General features: G+C 59.7%; 18 protein-coding genes and 1 tRNA gene. 7 read left to right on the top strand and 12 right to left on the bottom strand.

Features of this window, described 5'->3' with window-relative positions:
* Window positions 1-13 precede the first annotated feature (13 nt).
* From V7747_RS05540 to V7747_RS05525, 4 genes are read left to right on the top strand one after another with little or no spacing between them, the layout of a single operon-like run.
* Entirely contained in the window at window positions 14-1,189 is a 1,176-nt protein-coding gene (locus V7747_RS05540) for an XdhC family protein (protein ID WP_335615063.1), read from the top strand.
* A complete protein-coding gene (locus V7747_RS05535) occupies window positions 1,190-1,483 on the top strand; it encodes a putative quinol monooxygenase (RefSeq protein WP_335615062.1) in 294 nt (97 codons plus the stop codon).
* 3 nt (window positions 1,484-1,486) lie between these two features.
* Window positions 1,487-2,080 carry a nucleotidyltransferase family protein gene (locus V7747_RS05530; RefSeq protein WP_335615061.1) on the top strand — a complete coding sequence of 198 codons (594 nt, stop codon included), beginning with the start codon at window positions 1,487-1,489 and terminating at the stop codon, window positions 2,078-2,080.
* A gap of 36 nt (window positions 2,081-2,116) precedes the next feature.
* A complete protein-coding gene (locus tag V7747_RS05525; RefSeq protein WP_335615060.1) occupies window positions 2,117-2,596 on the top strand; it encodes a nucleoside 2-deoxyribosyltransferase in 480 nt (159 codons plus the stop codon).
* A 46-nt stretch (window positions 2,597-2,642) separates the two neighbouring features.
* Here V7747_RS05525 and V7747_RS05520 read toward each other — a convergent pair.
* The 5 genes from V7747_RS05520 to rpsU form a co-directional block, all read right to left on the bottom strand.
* A tRNA-Ile gene (locus tag V7747_RS05520) sits at window positions 2,643-2,719 on the bottom strand.
* Window positions 2,720-2,741: 22 nt separating this feature from the next.
* Complete coding sequence (locus V7747_RS05515) at window positions 2,742-5,774, bottom strand: EAL domain-containing protein (protein ID WP_335615059.1); 3,033 nt, start codon at window positions 5,772-5,774, stop codon at window positions 2,742-2,744.
* 111 nt (window positions 5,775-5,885) lie between these two features.
* A complete protein-coding gene (rpoD, locus tag V7747_RS05510) occupies window positions 5,886-7,745 on the bottom strand; it encodes an RNA polymerase sigma factor RpoD (RefSeq protein WP_335615058.1) in 1,860 nt (619 codons plus the stop codon).
* An 87-nt stretch (window positions 7,746-7,832) separates the two neighbouring features.
* The gene (dnaG, locus tag V7747_RS05505; protein WP_335615057.1) at window positions 7,833-9,779 is read right to left on the bottom strand and encodes a DNA primase; all 1,947 of its coding nucleotides are present in this window, start codon (window positions 9,777-9,779) and stop codon (window positions 7,833-7,835) included.
* Between the two features lie 234 nt (window positions 9,780-10,013).
* On the bottom strand, window positions 10,014-10,229 hold the full coding sequence (gene rpsU, locus V7747_RS05500) for a 30S ribosomal protein S21 (RefSeq protein ID WP_092286121.1): 216 nt from the start codon (window positions 10,227-10,229) through the stop codon (window positions 10,014-10,016).
* A gap of 220 nt (window positions 10,230-10,449) precedes the next feature.
* On the opposite strand from rpsU, the gene tsaD reads away from it, so the two are divergent.
* Entirely contained in the window at window positions 10,450-11,487 is a 1,038-nt protein-coding gene (gene tsaD, locus V7747_RS05495) for a tRNA (adenosine(37)-N6)-threonylcarbamoyltransferase complex transferase subunit TsaD (protein WP_335615056.1), read from the top strand.
* Here tsaD and plsY read toward each other — a convergent pair.
* A complete protein-coding gene (gene plsY / locus V7747_RS05490) occupies window positions 11,477-12,061 on the bottom strand; it encodes a glycerol-3-phosphate 1-O-acyltransferase PlsY (RefSeq protein WP_335615055.1) in 585 nt (194 codons plus the stop codon). The genes tsaD and plsY overlap by 11 nt on opposite strands.
* A gap of 50 nt (window positions 12,062-12,111) precedes the next feature.
* On the opposite strand from plsY, the gene folB reads away from it, so the two are divergent.
* Both folB and folK read left to right on the top strand, forming a co-directional pair.
* Window positions 12,112-12,474: a dihydroneopterin aldolase gene (folB, locus tag V7747_RS05485; RefSeq protein WP_335615054.1), complete on the top strand. Its 363-nt coding sequence runs from the start codon at window positions 12,112-12,114 to the stop codon at window positions 12,472-12,474.
* Entirely contained in the window at window positions 12,471-13,013 is a 543-nt protein-coding gene (folK, locus tag V7747_RS05480; protein WP_335615053.1) for a 2-amino-4-hydroxy-6-hydroxymethyldihydropteridine diphosphokinase, read from the top strand. Before folB ends, folK begins: the two co-directional genes overlap by 4 nt.
* On the opposite strand, the gene V7747_RS05475 is transcribed toward folK, so the two are convergent.
* The 6 genes from V7747_RS05475 to V7747_RS05450 all read right to left on the bottom strand — a co-directional run bounded on the left by V7747_RS05475 (window position 12,992) and on the right by V7747_RS05450 (window position 20,645).
* Window positions 12,992-14,224, bottom strand: a complete 1,233-nt coding sequence (locus tag V7747_RS05475) for a multifunctional CCA addition/repair protein (protein WP_335615052.1) — start codon at window positions 14,222-14,224, stop codon at window positions 12,992-12,994. The two genes, folK and V7747_RS05475, sit on opposite strands and share 22 nt — an antisense overlap.
* A 113-nt stretch (window positions 14,225-14,337) precedes the next feature.
* The gene (locus V7747_RS05470) at window positions 14,338-15,891 is read right to left on the bottom strand and encodes a SpoVR family protein (protein WP_335615051.1); all 1,554 of its coding nucleotides are present in this window, start codon (window positions 15,889-15,891) and stop codon (window positions 14,338-14,340) included.
* Window positions 15,888-17,159, bottom strand: a complete 1,272-nt coding sequence (locus tag V7747_RS05465; RefSeq protein WP_335615050.1) for a YeaH/YhbH family protein — start codon at window positions 17,157-17,159, stop codon at window positions 15,888-15,890. Before V7747_RS05465 ends, V7747_RS05470 begins: the two co-directional genes overlap by 4 nt.
* A gap of 102 nt (window positions 17,160-17,261) precedes the next feature.
* Window positions 17,262-19,184 carry a PrkA family serine protein kinase gene (locus V7747_RS05460; protein WP_335615049.1) on the bottom strand — a complete coding sequence of 641 codons (1,923 nt, stop codon included), beginning with the start codon at window positions 19,182-19,184 and terminating at the stop codon, window positions 17,262-17,264.
* Window positions 19,185-19,489: 305 nt separating this feature from the next.
* Complete coding sequence (glpE, locus tag V7747_RS05455; RefSeq protein ID WP_335615048.1) at window positions 19,490-19,810, bottom strand: thiosulfate sulfurtransferase GlpE; 321 nt, start codon at window positions 19,808-19,810, stop codon at window positions 19,490-19,492.
* Between the two features lie 22 nt (window positions 19,811-19,832).
* A complete protein-coding gene (locus V7747_RS05450; protein ID WP_335615047.1) occupies window positions 19,833-20,645 on the bottom strand; it encodes a symmetrical bis(5'-nucleosyl)-tetraphosphatase in 813 nt (270 codons plus the stop codon).
* Window positions 20,646-20,654 lie beyond the last annotated feature (9 nt).

Genomic DNA, 20,654 nt, shown 5'->3' with positions numbered 1-20,654 from the left:
GCACGGGGGTGATATGAGCGGCGTTGAACAACTGCTGGGCGCGCTGGACAGCGCGGTGCAGGCCGGTGACGCTGCGGTACTGGCAACGGTGGTGCGGGTCGAGGGTTCGGCCTACCGCCGCCCGGGCGCGCGCATGCTGATCACCGCGTTGGGGCAGACTGAAGGCACGCTGAGCGGCGGTTGCCTGGAAAGCGAAGTCGCCCGTACGGCGTTCTGGTTGACCGAGCAGGGCCCGGCACTGCGCAGTTACAGCACCAGCGATGAGGCAGAGGACGGCGAGGTTGCCGTGAGCTTCGGCCTGGGTTGCAACGGCAAGGTACACATTCTGTTCGAGCGGGTGAGTAACCCATCGGCCCGTTTGCTGCTGCAAGCCTTGAGAGCGCAGCAGCGCGATGGTCAGGCGCGTGCGGTCGCCACCGTGATTACCGCCTCACCCTGGCTGGGAGAGCGGTTACTCTGGCCGGCCGCGGCAGAAGCAACCGGTGAGCTGCCGCCGCCGCTGCAGAGGAAACTGGCTCCTGCGCTGCAGCAAGCCATAGCGCAGCGCTGTACCAGCTTGCACTATCTGCAGCAGGGCGAGCAGGCGCTGCAAGTGCTGGTTGAGTACCTGCCCCCCGCGCGGCGGTTGGTGGTGTGCGGTGGCGGGCATGATGCGCAGCCGCTGGTGCGCATGGCGCGGCTGTTGGGGTGGCAGGTCACAGTGATCGATAGTCGTGCGCATTTCGCTCGTGCCAGCCGTTTCCCAGACGCAGACAGCGTGCTGCTGGGGTCGCTGGATGGCAGTTTCGACCCGCTTCCGCTGATGCAGGATGCAGCGGTCGCCATCATGACGCACAGCCTGCAGCAGGACGCGTACTGGTTAGCTTGCGCTTTGCGTTCCGGTGCGCTCTATGTTGGCCAGCTGGGGCCGCGGGAGCGCACCCAACGCTTACTAAACGATATGACTGATTTACCACCGCAGGGGCTGGAGCGCCTGCATTACCCCATTGGTCTGGATCTGGGTGGCGACACACCTGAGGCCGTGGCCATGGCAATATTGTCCGAAATGACCGCGGTGCTGAACGGCCGCCGGGGCGGGATGTTGAAGGCGCGCGCCGCAGCCATTCACGATGCTTCTCCCGTTTATCATCATGCCGAAGCCAGCTCTGCCGTTTCGGCCGATCCTCTACCCACCTATGAGAATGAATGAATGTCGAATGAAATTACCGTCGTAGCTGTATTGCGCGCTGCCGAGGGCAGTGCTGCCCAGGTGGCTGAAATTCTGCAAAGCGCTGTGGTGCCCTCCCGCGCAGAAGCCGGGTGCCGCGGCTATGTGCTACATCATGACCGCAGTGATACGCACAGATTCGTGTTTGTTGAGCAGTGGGCCGACATGGCTGCCATTGAAGCGCATCGTGACGCGCCGCATTACAAGGCCATGGGGCAGGCGCTCGCAGGCTTGATTGTCGAACGTGAGGTCATGCTGCTGGATGCGCAGGCCTAAGCGGTGACGGCGCCCGCGGTGCCGCTGGTTGCGCTGATGCTGGCGGCGGGCAGTGCGCGACGTTTCGGTAGCGACAAGCGCCTGGCACGCTTGGCTGATGGTCGTTCGCTGTTGAGCGCCAGTCTGGACAATGCCCGCAACGCCTATTTGGATGTGCGGGTGGTGTTGCGTCCACAGGATGATGCCGCTGCGCTGGGCGTGCCTGCGCAATGCCCGATAATTCGAAGCGAGCGCTGCCATGAGGGCATGGCCCAGAGCCTGGTGGCAGGTGTTGCAGCGCTGCAGGCAATTGACGCAGAGGCGGTCGCAGTGCTCCTGGGCGACATGCCGCGCATTCGTCCGCAGACCCTGATTGCTCTGCAGGCGCAGGCGACAGCAAGGCGCATTGTGGTGCCCACCCACGCCGGCCAGCGTGGCCACCCGGTGCTGTTTGGTCGCGCGTTCTGGCCGGAACTGCTGCTATTGCAGGGTGATCGGGGCGCGCGCGAACTGCTGCGGCAACATGCAAAAAGCCTACTTGAAGTGCCCGTGACAGACCCCGGTATACTGCTGGATATCGACGACGCGAAGATGCTTGCCGCGCTGCCGGCAGACTAACAGCGTCGAACCACCAGAGCAGACCGGGAGAGCAATGTGCAGTCAGTTTATCTGGCCGGATTTGATGTGTTCCGTCGCGACGCCGTCGCCCAAGGCGAACGTTTGAAAGCCCTTTGTGCCGAACAGGGCTTGCGCGGAGTTTATCCCCTTGACGACGCACCAGCTGGCGAGGTCAGTGACCTCGCCAGCTGGATCTGCCAGAGCAATCTGCAAAAGATCCGTGACGCCGATGCCGTGCTGGCCAACCTCAACAGCTTTCGCGGCAGCGAGCCCGATTCAGGCACCGTATTTGAAATTGGCTACGCCGCCGCGCTGGGCAAACCGGTGTGGGCCTATTTCAGCGACCAGCGACCACTCATCGAGCAACTGGATACCGATGACCGTGGCTATTGCGCGCAAGGCTACCAAGTAGAAGACTTTGCCTTGCCAAAAAACCTGATGCTGGCTTGTAGCTGGGCAGGTGCAAGCGAGAGTGCGCAGGCGGGCATAGTGGCGTTAGCGGAGCTGCTGCGCTAGGCGCTGAATTTGCCAGGTCTGGCGGAAGAAAATAGTGCGGAAAAAATGGTGGGCCCAGTAGGACTTGAACCTACGACCAAGCGATTATGAGTCGCCTGCTCTGACCAACTGAGCTATAGGCCCACGTTTTTATAGCAGGGCGGAATTATACGGGCTGTGACGGTCGCTGACTAGGCGCTCTTTGCAGGAAGCGTTTGGAAAACACCTCGGCGGGCAGCGGCGGGCTGATGTGATAGCCCTGGATGGTATCGCAGCCCTGCTCAGACAGCAGCGCCTGCTGTGCGGCGTTTTCCACACCTTCGGCCACCACGGTCATACCCAGATTGTGGGCCAGTACTATGATGGTCTGGCTGATGGCTGCGTCATGGTGGTTGTCGGGCAATCCCGATACAAAGCTGCGATCGATCTTCAGCGTATCAAGCGGCATTTCCTTCAGATAAGCCAGCGATGAGTAACCGGTGCCAAAGTCATCGATCGACAGATGAATACCCATCTTGCTGAAGATGTCCAGCAGATGGATGGCCTCACGGTTCTGGTTCATCACAAAGTCTTCAGTGATCTCCAGCTCGAGCAGCGAGGCGGGAATGTCGTATGTCTCGAGTGCGCGGCGAATATCACTAACCAACTTGTTGCCAATCAGCTGCATCCCCGACACATTGATCGCCATGCGTGGTGGGTCCAGTTGCCGTGCTCGCCATTCGGCCAGTTGCTGGCAGGCCTGATCGAGAATGTGTTTGCCCAGTTCAACGATCAGGCCGGTTTCTTCGGCCAGTGGGATGAACTGATCCGGCTCGACCATTCCGCGCTGAGGGTGCTGCCAGCGTACCAGGGCTTCCATGCCATTGAGTTGCTGCGCGTGCAGGTCGAACTTGGGTTGGTAGTAAAGGGCGAATTCGCCGCGTTCCAGACCGCGACGCATGTCGTTCTCCATTTCCATGCGCTGATGGGCGTTGGCGGTGAGCTCTCGGGTATAGAAGGCGTAGCGGTTGCGACCCTGGTTTTTGGCCCGGTACATGGCGGCATCGGCGTGTTTGATCAGGCTGTTGACGTCGCTGGCATCGGTGGGAAACAAACTGATACCGATGCTGGCGCTGACAAAAAACTCATGACCGGCAGCGAGGAAGGGCTTGCGGAACACCGCCAGCAGTTTGTCCGCCACACTGGCTGCATCCTCATCGCTGTGCAGGTTGGGCAGTAGCACGATGAACTCATCTCCGCCGTGGCGGGCAACGGTATCGATGTCGCGCAGGACGCCACACAACCGCTGGCTGGCCGATTTCAATAACATGTCACCAACCGGGTGGCCAAGGCTGTCGTTGATTTGCTTGAAGCGATCCAGGTCGATAAACAGCAGGGCACCAATACCCTGGTATTTACCCTGTTGCTGCGCGTTAAGCGCTTCACGCAGTCGTGCCTCGAACAGGGTGCGGTTGGGCAGGTCGGTCAGCGGGTCATGGTGTGCCTGATGATCCAGACGGGCCTGCGTGTGTTTGAGTGGCGTGATGTCGCTGAAAACGGCAACCAGATGGTTGAGGCTGCCATCCACATTCAATACCTGGCTGATGTTGATCCAGGCGGCGTACAGCTCCCCGTTCTTACGCCGGTTCCAGGCTTCGCCCTGCCATTGGCCCTGATCGCGCAGGCTGCGAGCCACCTCGCGGATCAGGTGCTTGTCTTCGGTATAGTTGCCGAGAATGCTTAAGGGTTGGCCGGATAGCTGATTTTCGGGGTGACCGGTGATCCGCGCGAAGGCCTTGTTGATCGCCAGTATCATGCCCTCGCTGTCGGTAATGATGACGCCTTCGTTGGTGTTCTCAAAGACCGTAGCGGCCTGACGCAATGAGCTTTCCATCTTCAGGCGCTCGGTGACGTCGCGGGCGATGCTGAGCATGCAGTCCTCGCCGTTGACGACGATTGCCTCGGTACTGATTTCCACTTGCCGGCTATGGCCGTCAATATCGGTTATAGCGGACAGCATGTCGCGCACCGTGCCCTGGGCGCGCAGCAGGTGCATCATGCGCTCGCGGTCAGCGGGATCGCTCCACAAGCCCAGATCGAGTGTTGTCTTACCAAGGGCGGCGTGGCGGCTGTAACCGGTGATACGGGTGAATCCCTCATTTACGTCCAGCAACTTGCCGTCGCTGCCGCGGGTAATCAGCAGCCCGTCTGGTGACGCATGAAAGGCGCTGGAAAACTTCTGCTCTGATAGTTCAAGTTGTTGCTGGGTTACCTTGAGCGCGGAAATATCGCGGATAACCACCACGAGTATCTGCTGTTGGTTCAGCGCCACGCTGCGTGATGAGATCAGTCCGGTAAACTCGCTGCCATCGCGCCGCTTGAAGCGCACCTCGACGTTGCTCTGTGTTTCGCGGTTGAGTTGCTCCAGCAAGCCAGGGCCTGCGTCCTCCCGCGCCCAGGTGCCGAGTTGAGTTGAGGTTTTGCCGATGGCTTCTGCGGCGCTGAAGCCCAACTGCTCTTCAAAGGTGCGATTGACCGACAGCAGCACGCCATTTTGAGCGTTGGCTAGCACAATGCTGTCGGGACAATTATGAAAAACGGAGGAGAATTTTTGTTCTGATGTGCGCAGTGCTTGCTCGTTGGTTTTCTGCTCCTGAATATCGACCAGCAGACCGTTCAGCGCAACGGCTTCATACTCTTCATTGCTTACACTGTTGATGATGGCGCGCACCCAGCAGGCGCGTCCGTTTTGGTTCAACAGGCGAAAGTCGAAGCTCTGACTGCCACGGCTGCTGGCCTGCTGATGCAGCAACTCGGTGACACGCTCGCGATCGTCCGGGTGCAGGCGGCTTTCCAGAAAGTCGGGTGCCAGCCAGTCAGGGGCATTGAAGCCAAGCAGGTCGCGCGCGTGGGGAGAGACGTAGATAAACCGCATGGAGGGGAGCGACATTTCCCACGTCACGACATGCAGATTTTCAACCAGAGTTCGGTAACGGTGTTCCTGCTGGTTCAACAGGATAAGCGCCTGCTGACGTTCGGAATTGGCACGCCGCCGCAGTTGATTGAGTCCATGAGCGGCCAGCAGTAACCCGCAGGAGAGTAAGAGTACCCCTACCTGGGTAAATTGCAGGTCACCGATCCGTGTGTTGCTAACACTGCCGCAACCGCTGCCGAGCAACGTCAGGGCACTGAGCAAACCTGCTCTCACGGCTGCATTCATTCAGCTAAAACCTTCATCCATGGCTACGCGATATTATTTTGCTAGTGTAGCGCTTCGGACATAAAAATGCCCAGCGTGGCTGGGCATTGGTCTTGCGGGACGCTGCGCGGACTATTCGTCGAGGAAGCTGCGCAGATGATCGCTGCGCGTGGGGTGACGCAGTTTGCGCAGTGCCTTGGCTTCGATCTGACGAATCCGCTCACGGGTGACGTCGAACTGCTTGCCGACTTCTTCCAAGGTGTGATCGGTGTTCATATCGATACCAAAACGCATGCGCAGCACTTTGGCTTCGCGTGCAGTCAGGCCGGACAACACTTCGCGGGTCGCCTCTTTCAGGTTCTCCACAGTGGCGGAGTCGATCGGCGATTCCATAGTGCCGTCTTCGATGAAGTCACCCAGATGAGAGTCTTCGTCGTCGCCAATCGGAGTTTCCATCGAAATGGGCTCCTTGGCGATTTTCAGCACCTTGCGAATCTTGTCTTCTGGCATTTCCATGCGCTCGCCCAGTTCTTCAGGCGTGGGTTCGCGACCCATCTCCTGCAGCATCTGGCGCGAAATCCGATTCAGCTTGTTGATCGTTTCGATCATGTGCACCGGAATACGGATGGTGCGGGCCTGGTCGGCAATCGAGCGCGTGATGGCCTGACGAATCCACCAGGTGGCGTAGGTCGAGAACTTGTAACCGCGGCGGTATTCGAATTTATCCACCGCCTTCATCAGGCCGATGTTGCCTTCCTGAATCAGATCAAGGAATTGCAGACCGCGGTTGGTGTACTTCTTGGCAATGGAGATAACCAGACGCAGGTTGGCTTCGACCATTTCCTTTTTGGCGCGGCGGGCACGGGCTTCACCGATCGACATGCGACGGTTGATATCCTTGACCTCGGAGATTGTCAGTTGGGCTTCCTGCTCCAGGCCCGACAACTTCTTCTGCGCCCGAATGATATCGGGCTTGGCCGCTTCAAGTGCTTCGGCATAACGCGGTTTTTCAGCCAGCAGACTGTCTACCCAGCCTTCGTTGACTTCATTGCCGGGGAAGCCGCGCAGGAAGTCTGCACGAGGCATGCGGGCGTCACGCACGCACAGCTGCATGATGGCGCGTTCCTGCTTGCGGATCTGATCCTGCGCGCTACGCACTCGGACCACCAGCGCTTCGTATTGCTTGGGTACCAGCTTGATCGGCATGAACAGCAGCGCCAGTGCATCCAGCTCGGCAATGACCTTGCTGCTGCTGCGCGGGTTCTTCTTCAGGACCTTCTTGACCTTCTCCAGCTGGTCGCCGATCGCGGTGAAACGCATGCGTGCGACTTCCGGATCAGGGCCGCCATCGCCTTCGTCATCAGAGCTGTCGTCGTCATCGCTGTCGTCGTCATCCTCGTTGTCGTCATCGGACTTTTTCTCGCCCTTGGCGGCAGCGGTGGGGATTTCGGCGTTATCCGTGCCGGACAGGCCGTCGTCGTCAGGATCGATATACCCACTGAAGATGTCGGACAGCCGTCCACCTTCTTCGGTAACCCGTGCGTAATCGGCGAGGATGTCATCGACGGTACCAGGGAACATCGAGATGGCCGCCATGACTTCGCGGATGCCTTCTTCGATGCGTTTGGCAATTTCGATTTCACCTTCGCGGGTCAGCAGCTCGACCGTACCCATTTCGCGCATGTACATGCGCACCGGGTCAGTGGTGCGACCGATGTCGGTCTCCACCGCAGCCAAGGCCGCGGCGGCCTCTTCTGCGGCGGCTTCATCAGCGTCATTATCGGCCAGCAGCAGAGCGTCAGCATCCGGTGCAGCTTCGAACACGGTGATACCCATGTCGTTGATCATGCGGATGATGTCTTCCACCTGCTCCGGATCGGATATATCCTCGGGCAGGTGGTCGTTGACTTCCGCATAGGTCAGAAAGCCTTGCTCGCGACCGCGGGCAATGAGCTCTTTGAGACGGGATTGCTGTTGCGCTTTTCCGGACATAACAACCCTTGTGGATGCATTGGTGTGCAAAAAAGTAAGCTGCGGATTATACCCTTATTTCAGGGCTCCGTGCCAGTTGAGGCCGCGCTACCTGTCGGCTTTTGGCGCTCGTTGGCGCTGGTACAGGTCACGCAGTTGTTGCTTTTCCTCGGCGCTGAGCGGCTGATTGGCCGATTTTGCGAGGAGTTTGTCGATGCGCCGTTCGGTTTGTTCGGCGGATAACCTATTTATAGTGTCGAAAAACTGTTGTTCAAGGTTGGCGCTGGGATTATTCAGTAGCCATTCCTGTTCTGCGAGGGCGCTGAGTTGCTCACCAAGTGCTGTTCCATGCCATCTGGCCAGCATTTCTATGGTGTTCAGCCCGGGATTTTTTTGGGCTGCATCCAGTAGTGCGACCAATAGTCGCGCCTCGTCTTCGTCCTCGTCGGCCAATTCATTGGCCTGCAGAGCCAGTCCCGCCAAGTGCGGATGGTGTAGCAGGGTTCGTGCTGCCTGCAGCAAGGGACTGTCGACCCCCTTTCGTGCGGCATTGCGGCTGTGGCGGGCATTGCCATTGCGACTCTGGCGGGGAGTGCCTGCGGTATCGACCGGTTCGGCAAACTCGTAGACTGGCTGGTAGTCGTCCATCGGCGGCTGCCAGTCGTCGTCCCAGGGTGCGCCAAGCTCCGAGGGTGGTTGCCCTGACGCAGGTTGTGCTGCCGGCACTTGTTGTGGTGTCGCCGGGGCTGCGGTTGCATCACTGGCGACCTGGTTGAGGTCCATACCGGTGATCTGCGCCAATGATTGGCGGAGCAGGCGGCGCAACAGGCTGCCGGGTACTCGCTCAATCAGCGGCAGCGCCAGTGCTGCCAAGTGTGCTTTGCCCTCCAAACTGTCAGGTCTGGCTTCTTCGCTCAAGTGCCGAAACAGATACTCGGTAAGCGGTTGAGCTTGCGCGTTAATGCGCTGCTCGAAGGCTTGCTGGCCCTCTTCGCGCACCATGCTGTCAGGGTCTTGCCCGTCCGGCAGGAACAGAAAGCGCACATGGCGCCCGTCTTCCAGAGCTGGCAGTGCCGAGTTCAGGGCGCGCCAGGCGGCTTGCCTGCCGGCTTTGTCGCCGTCGAAGCAAAAAGTCACGCTGTGCACCAGGCGAAACAGTCGTTTTAGGTGGTCTTCGCTGGTGGCGGTGCCCAGCGTGGCTACTGCATTGGTAACCCCATGCTGGGCCAGTGCGATGACGTCCATATAGCCTTCGACTACCAGGATGTCCTGAAGTTGCCGGTTCTGCTGTTTGGCTTCGTAGAGGCCGTACAGCTCCTGGCCTTTGTGGAAAACCGGTGTTTCCGGCGAGTTCAGGTATTTTGGCTTGTCGTCGCCGAGCACGCGTCCACCAAAGCCGATGACTCGGCCGCGGCTGTCGCGAATGGGGAACATGATGCGGTCGCGAAAGCGGTCGTAGCGTTTGCCACTGTCTTCGTTTTCCACCACCAGGCCGGCGTCGATCAGTGCCTTTACCTCGGTGCTGTCGCGGGCCAGATGCGCCATGAGGTTGTCCCAGCCTGGCGGCGCCAGGCCTAGATCGTAGGTCTTGGCAATGTGGCCCGTCAGGCCGCGTTGTTTCAGGTAGCTGACGGCGCGCTGCTTCTTCGGGTGCTGGCGCAGTTGCTGACGATAATAGGCAGCGGCCTGCTCAAGCAGGGCGTAGAGTGGGCTATCCTTGCGCGGGGCGCTGCTCTGGCGTCGGTCGCTACGCTCCTCGCGGGGGACGGCAACGCCGGCCTGCTTGGCCAGATCCTCGACTGCTTCGGGAAAGTCGAGGCGTTCGAAGTCCATGACGAAGCTGAGCGCATTGCCGCCGGCACCGCAACCGAAGCAGTAGTAAAACTGTTTGTCCGGGCTGACGCTGAAGGAGGGCGACTTTTCATTGTGAAAGGGGCAGAGAGCAGAATAATTCTTGCCCGTCTTCTTCAATTTCAGGCGCGCACCAACGACCTCGACGATATCGGTTCGTCCCAGTAGGTCGTCTATGAAGCCCTGAGGAATCAGACCGGCCATGTCTCTGCCTTGCACCAGCGAAAGGAAGCCGTTGCGCTGGCCATGTGGCCGAACGCAAGTCGGTTGAGCGCGCTATAGTATCCGAAAGAAGCGGAGACGCAAAAATCCAGCCCGTTCCGTAAGTGGAAGGCCGGAAAAGTGCGTGCTTCTTATGTTCTTCAGCCCCACAGGACGCCAGAAAAGGCGATGCTGGTTGGGCCTGTGATCAGGCCCTACAGAGCTGAGGGTCGGAACTCAGTACAGACGTTCGCGACGACGCTGTTCGCGTTGGATTTTCTTGGCGTGACGCTTAACAGCGGCAGCAGCCTTGCGCTTGCGCTCGGTGGTGGGCTTTTCATAAAACTCACGACGGCGCACTTCAGCCAGAACGCCTGCTTTTTCGCAGGAGCGTTTGAAACGACGCAGGGCCACGTCGAAGGGTTCGTTCTCTTTAACTTTGACGTTAGGCATTTCGTACCTTTCTCAAACGTTGTAGTCGTAGCCGGAGGCGATATTGCCTGCGGCGATTGCATTTCAAGGGACGCGGATGTTACCGCCTCCCTCGGCAAAAAGCAAAGCCTATGAAACCCATAAAGGTAAAAAACTGGCCTGTGGGCGCGCGGCTGATTATGATGCGCGACTTGTTGCAGTAATGCGACTTTCTTTAGGCACCGACGACTCAAGGTAAAGCATGCGCGTTCTGGGTATTGAGACCTCCTGTGATGAAACCGGCGTCGCGTTGTACGACAGCGAGCGGGGATTGTTGGCGGACGCGCTGTTCAGCCAGATTGATCTGCATCGAGTCTACGGTGGCGTGGTGCCGGAACTGGCCTCGCGCGACCACGTCAAGCGCCTGGTGCCACTGATGCGTGAAGTGTTTGAGCGCGCTGGTCTGCAGCCGGGCGCGGTGGATGGCGTGGCCTACACCGCAGGGCCTGGGCTGGTGGGTGCGCTGCTGGTTGGTGGCGCCTGTGCGCGGGCGCTGGCCTTCGCCTGGGGCGTGCCGGCGCTGGGCGTGCATCATATGGAAGGACATCTGCTTGCACCGATGCTGGAAGAAGCGCCGCCGGAATTCCCCTTTGTTGCCTTGCTGGTTTCCGGTGGTCATACCCAACTGGTTCGCGTCGATGGCATTGGCGAGTATCAACTGCTGGGCGAGTCGCTGGATGACGCGGCGGGTGAGGCCTTCGACAAGACGGCCAAACTCATGGGGCTGCCATATCCTGGTGGTCCGGAGATTGCCCGGCTGGCGGAGCGCGGCACGCCTGGCGCCTTCGTGTTTCCACGGCCTATGACGGATCGGCCTGGCTTGGATTTCAGTTTCAGTGGGTTGAAAACCTCGGTGCTCAATGCCTGGCAGAAGTGCAGCGGCGCGGGTGAGGTCAGCGAGCAGGTACAGGCCGATCTGGCGCTGGGCTTTGAAACGGCGGTGGTCGAGACGCTGACAATCAAGTGCCGGCGGGCGCTCAAACAGACCGGCCTCAAGCGCTTGGTGATTGCTGGCGGTGTGAGCGCCAATCAGCGTTTACGATTGAATCTGGAGAAGATGACCGCTGGTCTGAAAGGCGAGGTGTTTTACGCGCGGCCCGCGTTCTGTACGGACAATGGCGCCATGATTGCCTACGCTGGCTGTCAACGGCTCGCAGCTGGCCAGCAGGATTTGGCGGGTATCGAGGCGCGTGCGCGCTGGCCGATGGATCAGTTGCCGCCGCTGTCGCTCAAGGCTTGAAGCGGGTTTCCTGACCATTGAGCAGGCGGCCGATATTGACGCGATGACGCAGCAGTATCAGGCCCACCATCAGACTCACCGGTAATAACAACGTGGGTGCTTGCCAGGCCAACCACGGCAGCAATGACAGGCTCGCCAGCAGCGATGCCAGTGAGGCCATGCGCTGCCAGTAAAAGGCGGTCAGCCAGACGGCGGCAGCCAGCAGGGCAGCAGGCCAGACCAGTACCAGCATGACACCGGCGGCGGCGGCGACACCCTTGCCGCCCTGCAGACGATGAAAGATAGGCAGCACATGGCCGCAGACGGCAGCTAGACCGACCCAGCCTTGCTCTGCCAGTGGTAAACCGGCGCGCCATGCCAGGGCGACAGCCAGGGCGCCTTTGCCCATGTCGCCCATCAGGGTCGCAAGGGCCATGGAGCGGTGGCCCAGGCGTAACATGTTGCTGGCGCCAGGGTTGCGCGAGCCCAGCTGGCGAGGGTCGGGCAGGTGCCGCAAGCGACTGATCAGCACGGCAAAGGATACCGATCCCAGCAGATAGGCGATGCAGGACCAGAGCAGCAGGTTGGCGGACATGGCGCTGACCTAAACGAAAATGACGATTGTAGTCGACACTGGAGCTTGGAGTGGATCAGGTTTTTATCAAAGGGTTAACCACGGATGCGGTGATCGGTGTTTACGACTGGGAACGCACCATCCGTCAGCCGTTGATTTTTGATCTCGACATGGCCTGGGATATACGCCCTGCGGCTGCGGACGAGGATCTTGCAGCGACCCTGAACTATGCCGCCATCAGTGAGTACATCATCAACTTTGTCGAGGCTAGCAGCTTTTTGCTGGTCGAAACCCTGGCCGAGCAATTGGTTGCGAAGTTGCGCAAGGAATTTCATATTCCCTGGATGCGCCTGCGGGTAACCAAGCCGGCGGCGGTCAAGCAGGCAACCGGCGGCGTTGGTGTGGTTATCGAGCGCGGGGTGTTGCCGTCGTGAATCGCGTCTATCTGGGCCTTGGCAGCAACGCAGCGCGGGACTATCACCTGCAGCGTGGTCTGGATGCCCTGAGCGAGCTGGGCACTGATTTGCAGGTCTCTCCGGTATTCGAGAGTGATGCGGTCGGCATGCTCGGCAAGCGCTTTTACAATCTAGTGGCCGTGCTGGATACCCGGCTCTCGCTGGCAGATCTCAACGCCGCCTTAAAAGCCATTGAGGCGGCGTGCGGGCGACGGGAGGCGAAAGCGCCAGGACGCATTACGCTGGATATCGACATACTCACCTACGGTGAGCTGACCGGCGTGCACGCCGGATTGCAGTTGCCGCGGCCGGAGGTGCTACGCAATGCCTTTGTGCTCTGGCCGCTCGCCCTGCTGGCGCCGCAGGTGATTCTGCCCGGGACCGAGCTGACCTACGCGCAGCACTGGGCTGCCTGGCAGGGTACGCAGCAACTCTGGCCGGTAGCTTTTGTCTGGCATGATCGCGCTCTGACCCCGCAAGCATTGCTGCTGGCCGCTCAGTTGCGCGCCGCCTTGTAATCAGCCAGCGCCTGCTGGCGCTGTTGTTCCAGCGCCTTGCCCAATTCTGCTCCGGTGAGCCCGCGTTCCAGGAGCGGCTGAATGGCTACTTCCCGTGCGGCTTGGGCGGCACCGCGCAGGTAATTTGCCTGTGGGTAATCACTGTGCTCGCGCCCGGTACGGCCTTGTGCATCCGCCTGGCAGACTGAGAGGAAGAGCTCGAAGCGTTCGGCACGACGATAAATATCCAGCGCCTTGAACAGCTTGATCAGGGTCTGCGGTCGCAGCTCCAATGCGCGGTGGCAGTGGGTGTGATACTCACAGCACAGCAGCGCCAAGTCCTGACAGTCCCTGGGGGCCTTGCAGCGTTGATTGACCGCCTTCACCGCTTTGATCCCTTTTTGTTCATGGCCGTGGTGTTTCGGCCAGTCCTGCTCAGGCGTTAGTCCCTTACCCAAATCATGCAGCAGACAGGCCCAGCGTGCGGGCAGCGGTAACTGCTCACGTGCCGCTATCTGCAGCACCTGCAGCACGTGCACACCGGTGTCGATTTCCGGATGGTGCGCTGGCGGCTGCGGCACGCCGAACAGGGCGTCTACTTCTGGCAGCAGTTCAGCCAGCGCCCCGCAGTCACGCAAGACCTGAATGAATACCTCGGGGTTGGGCTCCATCAAGGCACGGCTGATTTCCTTCCAGCTGCGCTCGGGCGTCAGGGCTTGCAACTCGCCGGAGCTGGAGAGTTGACGCATCAGCGCGAGCGTTTCCGGCGCCACCTGAAACCCCAGCTCGGCGTAACGGGCGGCAAAGCGGGCAACGCGCAGCACACGCAGAGGGTCTTCGGCAAAGGCCGGCGATACATGGCGCAACAGTCGTTGCTGCAGATCCTGCTGGCCGCCGTAGGGGTCAATCACACTGCCGTCTGAGTCGAGCGCCATGGCGTTGATCGTCAGGTCGCGGCGAATCAGGTCCTCTTCCAGCGTCACCTCCGGGCTGGCATGAAAAGTGAAACCGCCATAGCCCTGACCGCTCTTGCGTTCGGTGCGAGCAAGAGCATACTCCTCGCCATTCTTGATGAAGACGGGGAAGTCCTGCCCCACAGGTTGAAAGCCTTCCTGCAGCAGGATCTCCGGGGTAGCGCCTACCACCACCCAGTCGCGCTCTATTACCTTTCGGCCGAGCAACTGATCGCGTACTGCGCCGCCGACCAGGTAGGTGGAGTATGTTGGGGGCATGAAACCTCGGCTATCCGGCTGTGATTTTGTGTGCTGCAAGCTTGCCGCTGTTAGCCGCAAGCTTCAAGCAAAAGACCAGCGCCTTCAGCCGTTAGCAGGCCGTCTGTCAGCGGCTAGATAGGCGGTATGTTGAGGTCAAAGCGTGGTAAACGTTCCTCTTCTGGTTGCGGCCGGGGTGGTATGTGCGCTTCGCTGATCAGGCGTTCGCCGTCGCGGCTTTCCAGATGTACATCGAAACCCCACAACCGGTGCAGGTGCTTGAGCATTTCATCGGTCGAATTGCCCAGCGGTTTACCCTGGTGGCGCTGGTGCCTGAGGGTGATGGAGCGGTCGCCGCGGCGATCAACCGACCAGACCTGGATATTCGGCTCGCGGTTGCCCAGGTTGTATTGTGCGGCCAGCAGCTCGCGTACCGCGCGGTAGCCACTGTCGTCGTGAATGGCGGAGACCTCTAGATGGTCGTCGGTTTCGTCATCGACGATGGCAAAGAGTTTGAAGTCGCGGATCACCTTCGGCGACAGATATTGCAGGATAAAGCTTTCGTCCTTGAAGGTGCGCATGGCGAACTTGATGGTTTCCAGCCAGTCGCTGCCGGCAATGTCGGGGAACCAGCGGCGATCTTCCTCGGTTGGGTGCTCACAGATGCGGCGGATGTCCTGCATCATGGCAAAGCCCAGTGCGTAGGGGTTGATGCCGCTGTACCAGTTGCTGTCGAACGGCGGCTGATAGACCACGCTGGTGTGCGACTGCAGAAACTCCATGATGAAGCCATCGGTTACCCGGCCTTCGTCGTACAGATGATTGAGCAGGGTGTAGTGCCAGAAGGTGGCCCAGCCCTCGTTCATCACTTGAGTCTGGCGCTGCGGATAGAAGTATTGCGCAATCTTACGCACGATGCGCACCACTTCACGCTGCCAGGGCTCCAGCAGGGGCGCGTTCTTCTCGATAAAGTAGAGCAGATTCTCCTGCGGCTCACTTGGGTAGCGGTGGCTTGGTTCGTCGGTGTCGTGATGGTCGTGGTTGACCGGGATGGTCTTCCACAGCTCGTTCACCTGGCGCTGTAGATGCTCTTCGCGCTCCTGCTGCCGCTGGCGCTCTTCGGCGGCAGAGATCGGGTAGGGGCGCTTGTAGCGGTCTACGCCGTAATTCATCAGCGCGTGACAGGAGTCGAGCAGGTCTTCCACCGCGTCGATGCCATAGCGCTCTTCGCATTCGTTGATGTACTGCTTGGCGAACACCAGGTAATCGATGATGGCGCCGGCGTCGGTCCAGCTGCGGAACAGGTAATTGCCCTTGAAGAAGGAGTTATGACCATAGCAGGCATGCGCGATTACCAGCGCCTGCATGGTCATGGTGTTTTCCTCCATCAGGTAGGCGATGCACGGGTCAGAATTGATCACGATCTCGTAGGCCAGCCCCATCTGCCCGCGCCTGTAGCCTTTCTCTGTGGCCAGAAAGTGCTTGCCGTAAGACCAGTGGTGGTAGCCCAGAGGCATACCGACCGAGGCGTAGGCATCCATCATTTGCTCAGCGGTAATGACCTCGATCTGGTTGGGATAGGTATCCAGCCCATACACCTCGTGGGCGATACGGCCGATCTCCTGGTCATACTCGCGAATCAGCTCGAAGGTCCATTCCGAACCGGTAGAAATAGGCTTCCGGGTCATGTGGCCATCCTCTTCTGGAACAGCTGGCGAAATACCGGGTAGATGTCGCCGGCATCGACGATCTGTTGCTGGGCGAAGCTCTCGGCAAACCGCTCTGCGACCGCTTCATACTCCTGCCACAGGGTCTGGTGCTCGCGCGGGGTGATCTCTACGTAGCAGTAGTACTGCATGGCCGGCATGATCTTGTTGACCAGCAGGTCGCGACAGATCGGCGAATCGTCGTTCCAGTTGTCGCCGTCGGAGGCTTGGGCGCAGTACAGATTCCACTCGTTGACCGGGTAGCGGTCTTCGATGATCTGCTGCATCAGACGCAGTGCACTGGAGACTATGGTGCCGCCGGTTTCGCGCGAGTAGAAGAACTCCTCCTCCTCGACCTCCTTGGCGCTGGTGTGATGGCGGATAAATACCACCTCGATGCGCTCGTAGTTCCGGCGCAGGAACAGGTAAAGCAGGATGTAAAAGCGTTTGGCCAGATCCTTGGTGGCCTGGGTCATGGAGCCAGAAACGTCCATCAGGCAGAACATCACCGCCTTGGAGGAGGGGTTGGGCTGTTTGACGATCAGGTTGTAGCGCAGATCAAAGGTGTCGAGAAAAGGGATGCGCTCCACCTTGGCGCGTAGTACCGAGATTTCTTCCTGCAGACGCTGGATGGCGATCAGGTCATCGGGCTGATCGCGGCGCAGCACTTCCAGTTCTTCACGCGCAGCGCGCAGCCGCTTGCGACTGCTGCCGCTCAGGGCGATGCGCCGCGCGTGGGCGGCGCGCATCGAGCGGACTATGTTGATACGTGAGGGGTTACCCTGCTGGCTGACCCCGGCGCGCACGGGCTTGAAGGTATCCGTGCCGGTGAGTTGGCGTTTGATTAGGTTGGGCAGGGCGAGATCTTCGAACATGAAGTCGAGGAACTCGTCCTGGGTAATCTGGAACACGAACTCGTCCATGCCCTCGCCACTATCGCCGGCCTGACTGCCGCCAGCACCACCACCTCCACCCTGCGGGCGGGCAAAGCGGTCGCCAGTGGAGAACTCCCGGTTGCCGGGATGCACCTGCGTCTGGCGGCCACCTTGGCCGTGATGAAAAATGGGCTCGTCGATGTCGCGGCCGGGAATGCTGATATTTTCGCCATGCTCGATGTCGGTGATCGAGCGCCGGCCCACGGCTTCTTCAACGGCCTTTTTGATGTGTGATTTGTAGCGCCGCAGAAACCGCTGCCGGTTTACGGTGCTCTTGTTCTTGCCATTCAAACGTCGGTCAATCACATAGCTCATTCGGGCCCCTCCGGGACCAGCCGCAAGTGTGGGCTGGTCATGCCGCTTTTACCCTGCTGCCGGCCTCGCTTATTGCGGGCCGGTAGCGTGATGGCGTGGCCGTTACTGCGCCTTGCGTACGCGCAGGCACCACTCCGAGAGCAGGCGCACCTGCTTCTCGGTGTAGCCGCGCTCGACCATGCGGGTGACGAAATCGTTATGTTTCTTCTGGTCTTCGTTGGATGCCTTGGCGTTGAAGCTGATGACCGGTAAAAGGTCTTCGGTGTTGGAGAACATCTTCTTCTCGATCACCACGCGCAGCTTCTCGTAGGACAGCCAGCTCGGGTTCTTGCCGTTGTTCTGCGCGCGGGCGCGCAGCACGAAGTTGACGATCTCGTTGCGGAAATCCTTGGGATTGCTGATGCCGGCCGGCTTCTCGATTTTTTCCAGCTCCTCGTTGAGCGAGGCCCGGTTGAGAATTTCGCCGGTTTCCGGGTCGCGGTATTCCTGGTCCTGAATCCAGAAGTCGGCGTAGAGCACGTAGCGATCGAAGATGTTCTGCCCATACTCGCTGTAGGACTCCAGATAGGCGGTCTGGATTTCCTTGCCGATGAACTCCACGTAGCGCGGGGCCAGATACTCCTTGAGAAACCGCAGATAACGATCGCTTACCTCGCTGGGGAACTGTTCCTGCTCGATCTGTTGCTCCAACACATACAGCAGGTGTACGGGGTTGGCGGCGACCTCGGTGGTATCAAAGTTGAACACTTTGGAGAGAATCTTGAAGGCGAAGCGGGTAGACAGGCCGTTCATACCCTCGTCCACGCCGGCCGAGTCGCGGTACTCCTGAATCGACTTGGCCTTGGGGTCGGTATCTTTGAGGTTCTCGCCATCGTAGATGCGCATCTTGGAGTAGAGGTTGGAGTTTTCCGGCTCCTTGAGGCGCGACAGTGTGGTGAACTGGGCCAGCATCTTCAGGGTGTCCGGCGCGCAGTGCGCTGCAGCCAGCGAGCTGTTGCTGAGCAGCTTTTGATAGATCTGAATCTCGTCGCTGACACGCAGGCAGTAGGGCACCTTGACGATGTAGATGCGGTCGATGAAGGCTTCGTTGTTCTTGTTGTTGCGGAAACTGTGCCATTCAGACTCGTTGGAGTGAGCCAGAATCACGCCGTTGAAGGGGATGGCGCCCATGCCCTCAGTGCTGTTGTAGTTGCCCTCCTGGGTAGCGGTCAGCAGCGGGTGCAGGACCTTGATTGGCGCCTTGAACATCTCGACGAACTCAAGCAGACCCTGGTTGGCACGGCACAGTCCGCCCGAGTAGCTGTAGGCGTCGGGGTCGTTTTGCGGGAATTCTTCCAGCTTGCGAATATCCACCTTGCCGACCAGTGATGAGATGTCCTGGTTGTTCTCATCGCCCGGTTCGGTCTTGGCCACGGCCACTTGCTGCAGTATCGAGGGATAGAGCTTGACCACCCGAAACTGGGAAATGTCGCCATTGAACTCGTGCAGCCGTTTGACCGCCCAGGGGGAAATGATGCTGTTGATATAGCGCCGGGGAATCCCGAAGTCTTCCTCCAGAATGTCGCCGTCTTCCTCGGCGTTGAACAGCCCCAGTGGAGACTCGAATACCGGCGAGCCCTTGATCGCGTAGAAGGGCACTTGCTGCATCAGCGACTTGAGTTTCTCCGCCAGCGAGGACTTGCCGCCGCCCACCGGGCCGAGCAGATAGAGAATCTGCTTGCGTTCTTCCAGGCCCTGCGCGGCGTGGCGGAAGAAGGAGACGATGTGCTCAATGGCGTCTTCCATACCGTGGAAATCGGCAAAGGCCGGGTAACGCTTGATGATCTTGTTGGAAAAGATGCGCGAGTAGCGCGGGTCAAGTGAGGTGTCGATCAGCTCGGGCTTGCCGATGGCCATCAACAGGCGTTCGGCGGCAGAGGCGTAGGCAGTGGGGTCTGTCTTGCAGAGCTCCAGGTATTCCTGAAGGCTGTATTCTTCTTGTCGGGTGGCTTCGAAGCGGTTCTGGAAATGACTGAATATGCTCATGACGCGACCTCGCTGTTACCAGGGATGAGGTCTGGGACTTCCGGGCAACAGCCCGCCTGACGCGCTTTACCGGGCGACGGCATATCCTGATGCGTGATTCCCCCAAAACGCAAAGACGGGCATGGTCGGGGAGTCTGTCGGAGGCACCGGGCGACCAGTTTGGCTGGCCGGACGACGGATCCGGCAGGCTCCCGTCGTTATCGGAAGCCGGCAGACCGACTTGCTCTTTGTGAAACTCCTGATTTCAGGATAGATGCATACCGCCGGGCAGGGAAAGATAAAACGGAGTTTTTTTTGTTGCGGATTTAGTCGTGGCTGATCTGATCGGGAAACTGCTGGCGCCACAGCTCGAAGCCGCCATCCAGACTGTATACGGCGTTAAAGCCAAGGCTGGCGAGGTAAGCCGCTGCGGGTTGGCTGGAGTTGCCGTGATAGCAGCACACCAGCAGCGGTGTCTGCTTGTCTGCGGCGGCAACAAACTGCGCCAGGTTGTCGTTATCCAGTCGCACGGCGCCGGGAATATGGCCCTGCTGGTAGCTCTGCGGGTCACGGATATCGGCCAGTTGGGCGCCGTCCTGTAGTAGTTCGCTGGCCTGAATGGGATCAATGCGTTGAAAGTCGCTCATGCCTGTGGGCTCCGCGGATGGCTTAATGGGAACAGTCGCAGTAATGCAGTTCCTGGCTGTCGAGGTTCATCAATGTCATGCGGCCACCCCAGACGCATCCGGTGTCCAGCGCGTGTACCCCCTGGGTGCCGGTGCGGCCCTCAAGTGCCGCCCAATGCCCGAACACTACTTGAATCTTGGCATCCTGGCGGGGGTAGCGAAACCAGGGAGCATAGCCCTTGGGTGTGGTTTCCAGGCCCTCCTTGGACTTGAGGTCGAGAGTACCATCGGGCTTGCAAAAGCGCATGCGCGTCAGATAGTTGGTAATGGCCCGCAATCGCGCCATGCCCTTGAGGCTATCTTTCCAGCGGGCCGGTTCGTTGCCATACATCTCGTCAAGAAAGCCCGGCAGACGTTTGTCCGAGCGCAGTACCGCCTCGACTTCGCCGGCCAGTGCGAGCGTCTGCTTGACGCTCCAGATCGGCGGTATGCCAGCATGGCTCATGACATAGCCGAGTTTCTCATCATGGTGCGCCAGCGGACGCTGGCGCAGGCTTTGCAGCAACTGTTTACGGTCATTGGCCTTGAGCAGGCTTTTGATCGTGTCAGACTTGCGCAGTCGCCGGCTGTCATGGGCAGAGGCGAGCAGGTGCAGATCGTGGTTGCCGAGTACGGCGATGCAGGCGTTGTCGAGGCTATTCAGATAACGCAGGGTGTCGAGTGAATCCGGCCCGCGGTTGACCATGTCACCGACTGACCAGAGCACATCCCGCGAGGGATTGAAGTCGACCTCCGCTAGCAGGCATTTGAGTGGCTTGAGACAGCCTTGAATGTCGCCAACAGCGTAGGTCGTCATACCGGTATC

Source organism: Halopseudomonas sp., from assembly GCF_036960865.1.
Taxonomy (GTDB): Bacteria; Pseudomonadota; Gammaproteobacteria; order Pseudomonadales; family Pseudomonadaceae; genus Halopseudomonas.
The sequence above is the reverse complement of the archived record's forward strand: the minus strand, read 5'-3'. Positions and strand labels throughout refer to the sequence as shown.

Coding starts and splice junctions, on each gene's coding strand:
- V7747_RS05535 (WP_335615062.1), top strand. CDS start 1,190: ATGTCGAATGAAATTACCGTCGTAGCTGTATTGCGCGCTGCCGAGGGC.
- V7747_RS05450 (WP_335615047.1), bottom strand. CDS start 20,645: ATGACGACCTACGCTGTTGGCGACATTCAAGGCTGTCTCAAGCCACTC.
- V7747_RS05540 (WP_335615063.1), top strand. CDS start 14: ATGAGCGGCGTTGAACAACTGCTGGGCGCGCTGGACAGCGCGGTGCAG.
- plsY (WP_335615055.1), bottom strand. CDS start 12,061: ATGTCCGCCAACCTGCTGCTCTGGTCCTGCATCGCCTATCTGCTGGGA.
- V7747_RS05460 (WP_335615049.1), bottom strand. CDS start 19,184: ATGAGCATATTCAGTCATTTCCAGAACCGCTTCGAAGCCACCCGACAA.
- V7747_RS05465 (WP_335615050.1), bottom strand. CDS start 17,159: ATGAGCTATGTGATTGACCGACGTTTGAATGGCAAGAACAAGAGCACC.
- V7747_RS05515 (WP_335615059.1), bottom strand. CDS start 5,774: ATGAATGCAGCCGTGAGAGCAGGTTTGCTCAGTGCCCTGACGTTGCTC.
- rpoD (WP_335615058.1), bottom strand. CDS start 7,745: ATGTCCGGAAAAGCGCAACAGCAATCCCGTCTCAAAGAGCTCATTGCC.
- rpsU (WP_092286121.1), bottom strand. CDS start 10,229: ATGCCTAACGTCAAAGTTAAAGAGAACGAACCCTTCGACGTGGCCCTG.
- V7747_RS05470 (WP_335615051.1), bottom strand. CDS start 15,891: ATGACCCGGAAGCCTATTTCTACCGGTTCGGAATGGACCTTCGAGCTG.
- tsaD (WP_335615056.1), top strand. CDS start 10,450: ATGCGCGTTCTGGGTATTGAGACCTCCTGTGATGAAACCGGCGTCGCG.
- V7747_RS05475 (WP_335615052.1), bottom strand. CDS start 14,224: ATGCCCCCAACATACTCCACCTACCTGGTCGGCGGCGCAGTACGCGAT.
- dnaG (WP_335615057.1), bottom strand. CDS start 9,779: ATGGCCGGTCTGATTCCTCAGGGCTTCATAGACGACCTACTGGGACGA.
- glpE (WP_335615048.1), bottom strand. CDS start 19,810: ATGAGCGACTTTCAACGCATTGATCCCATTCAGGCCAGCGAACTACTA.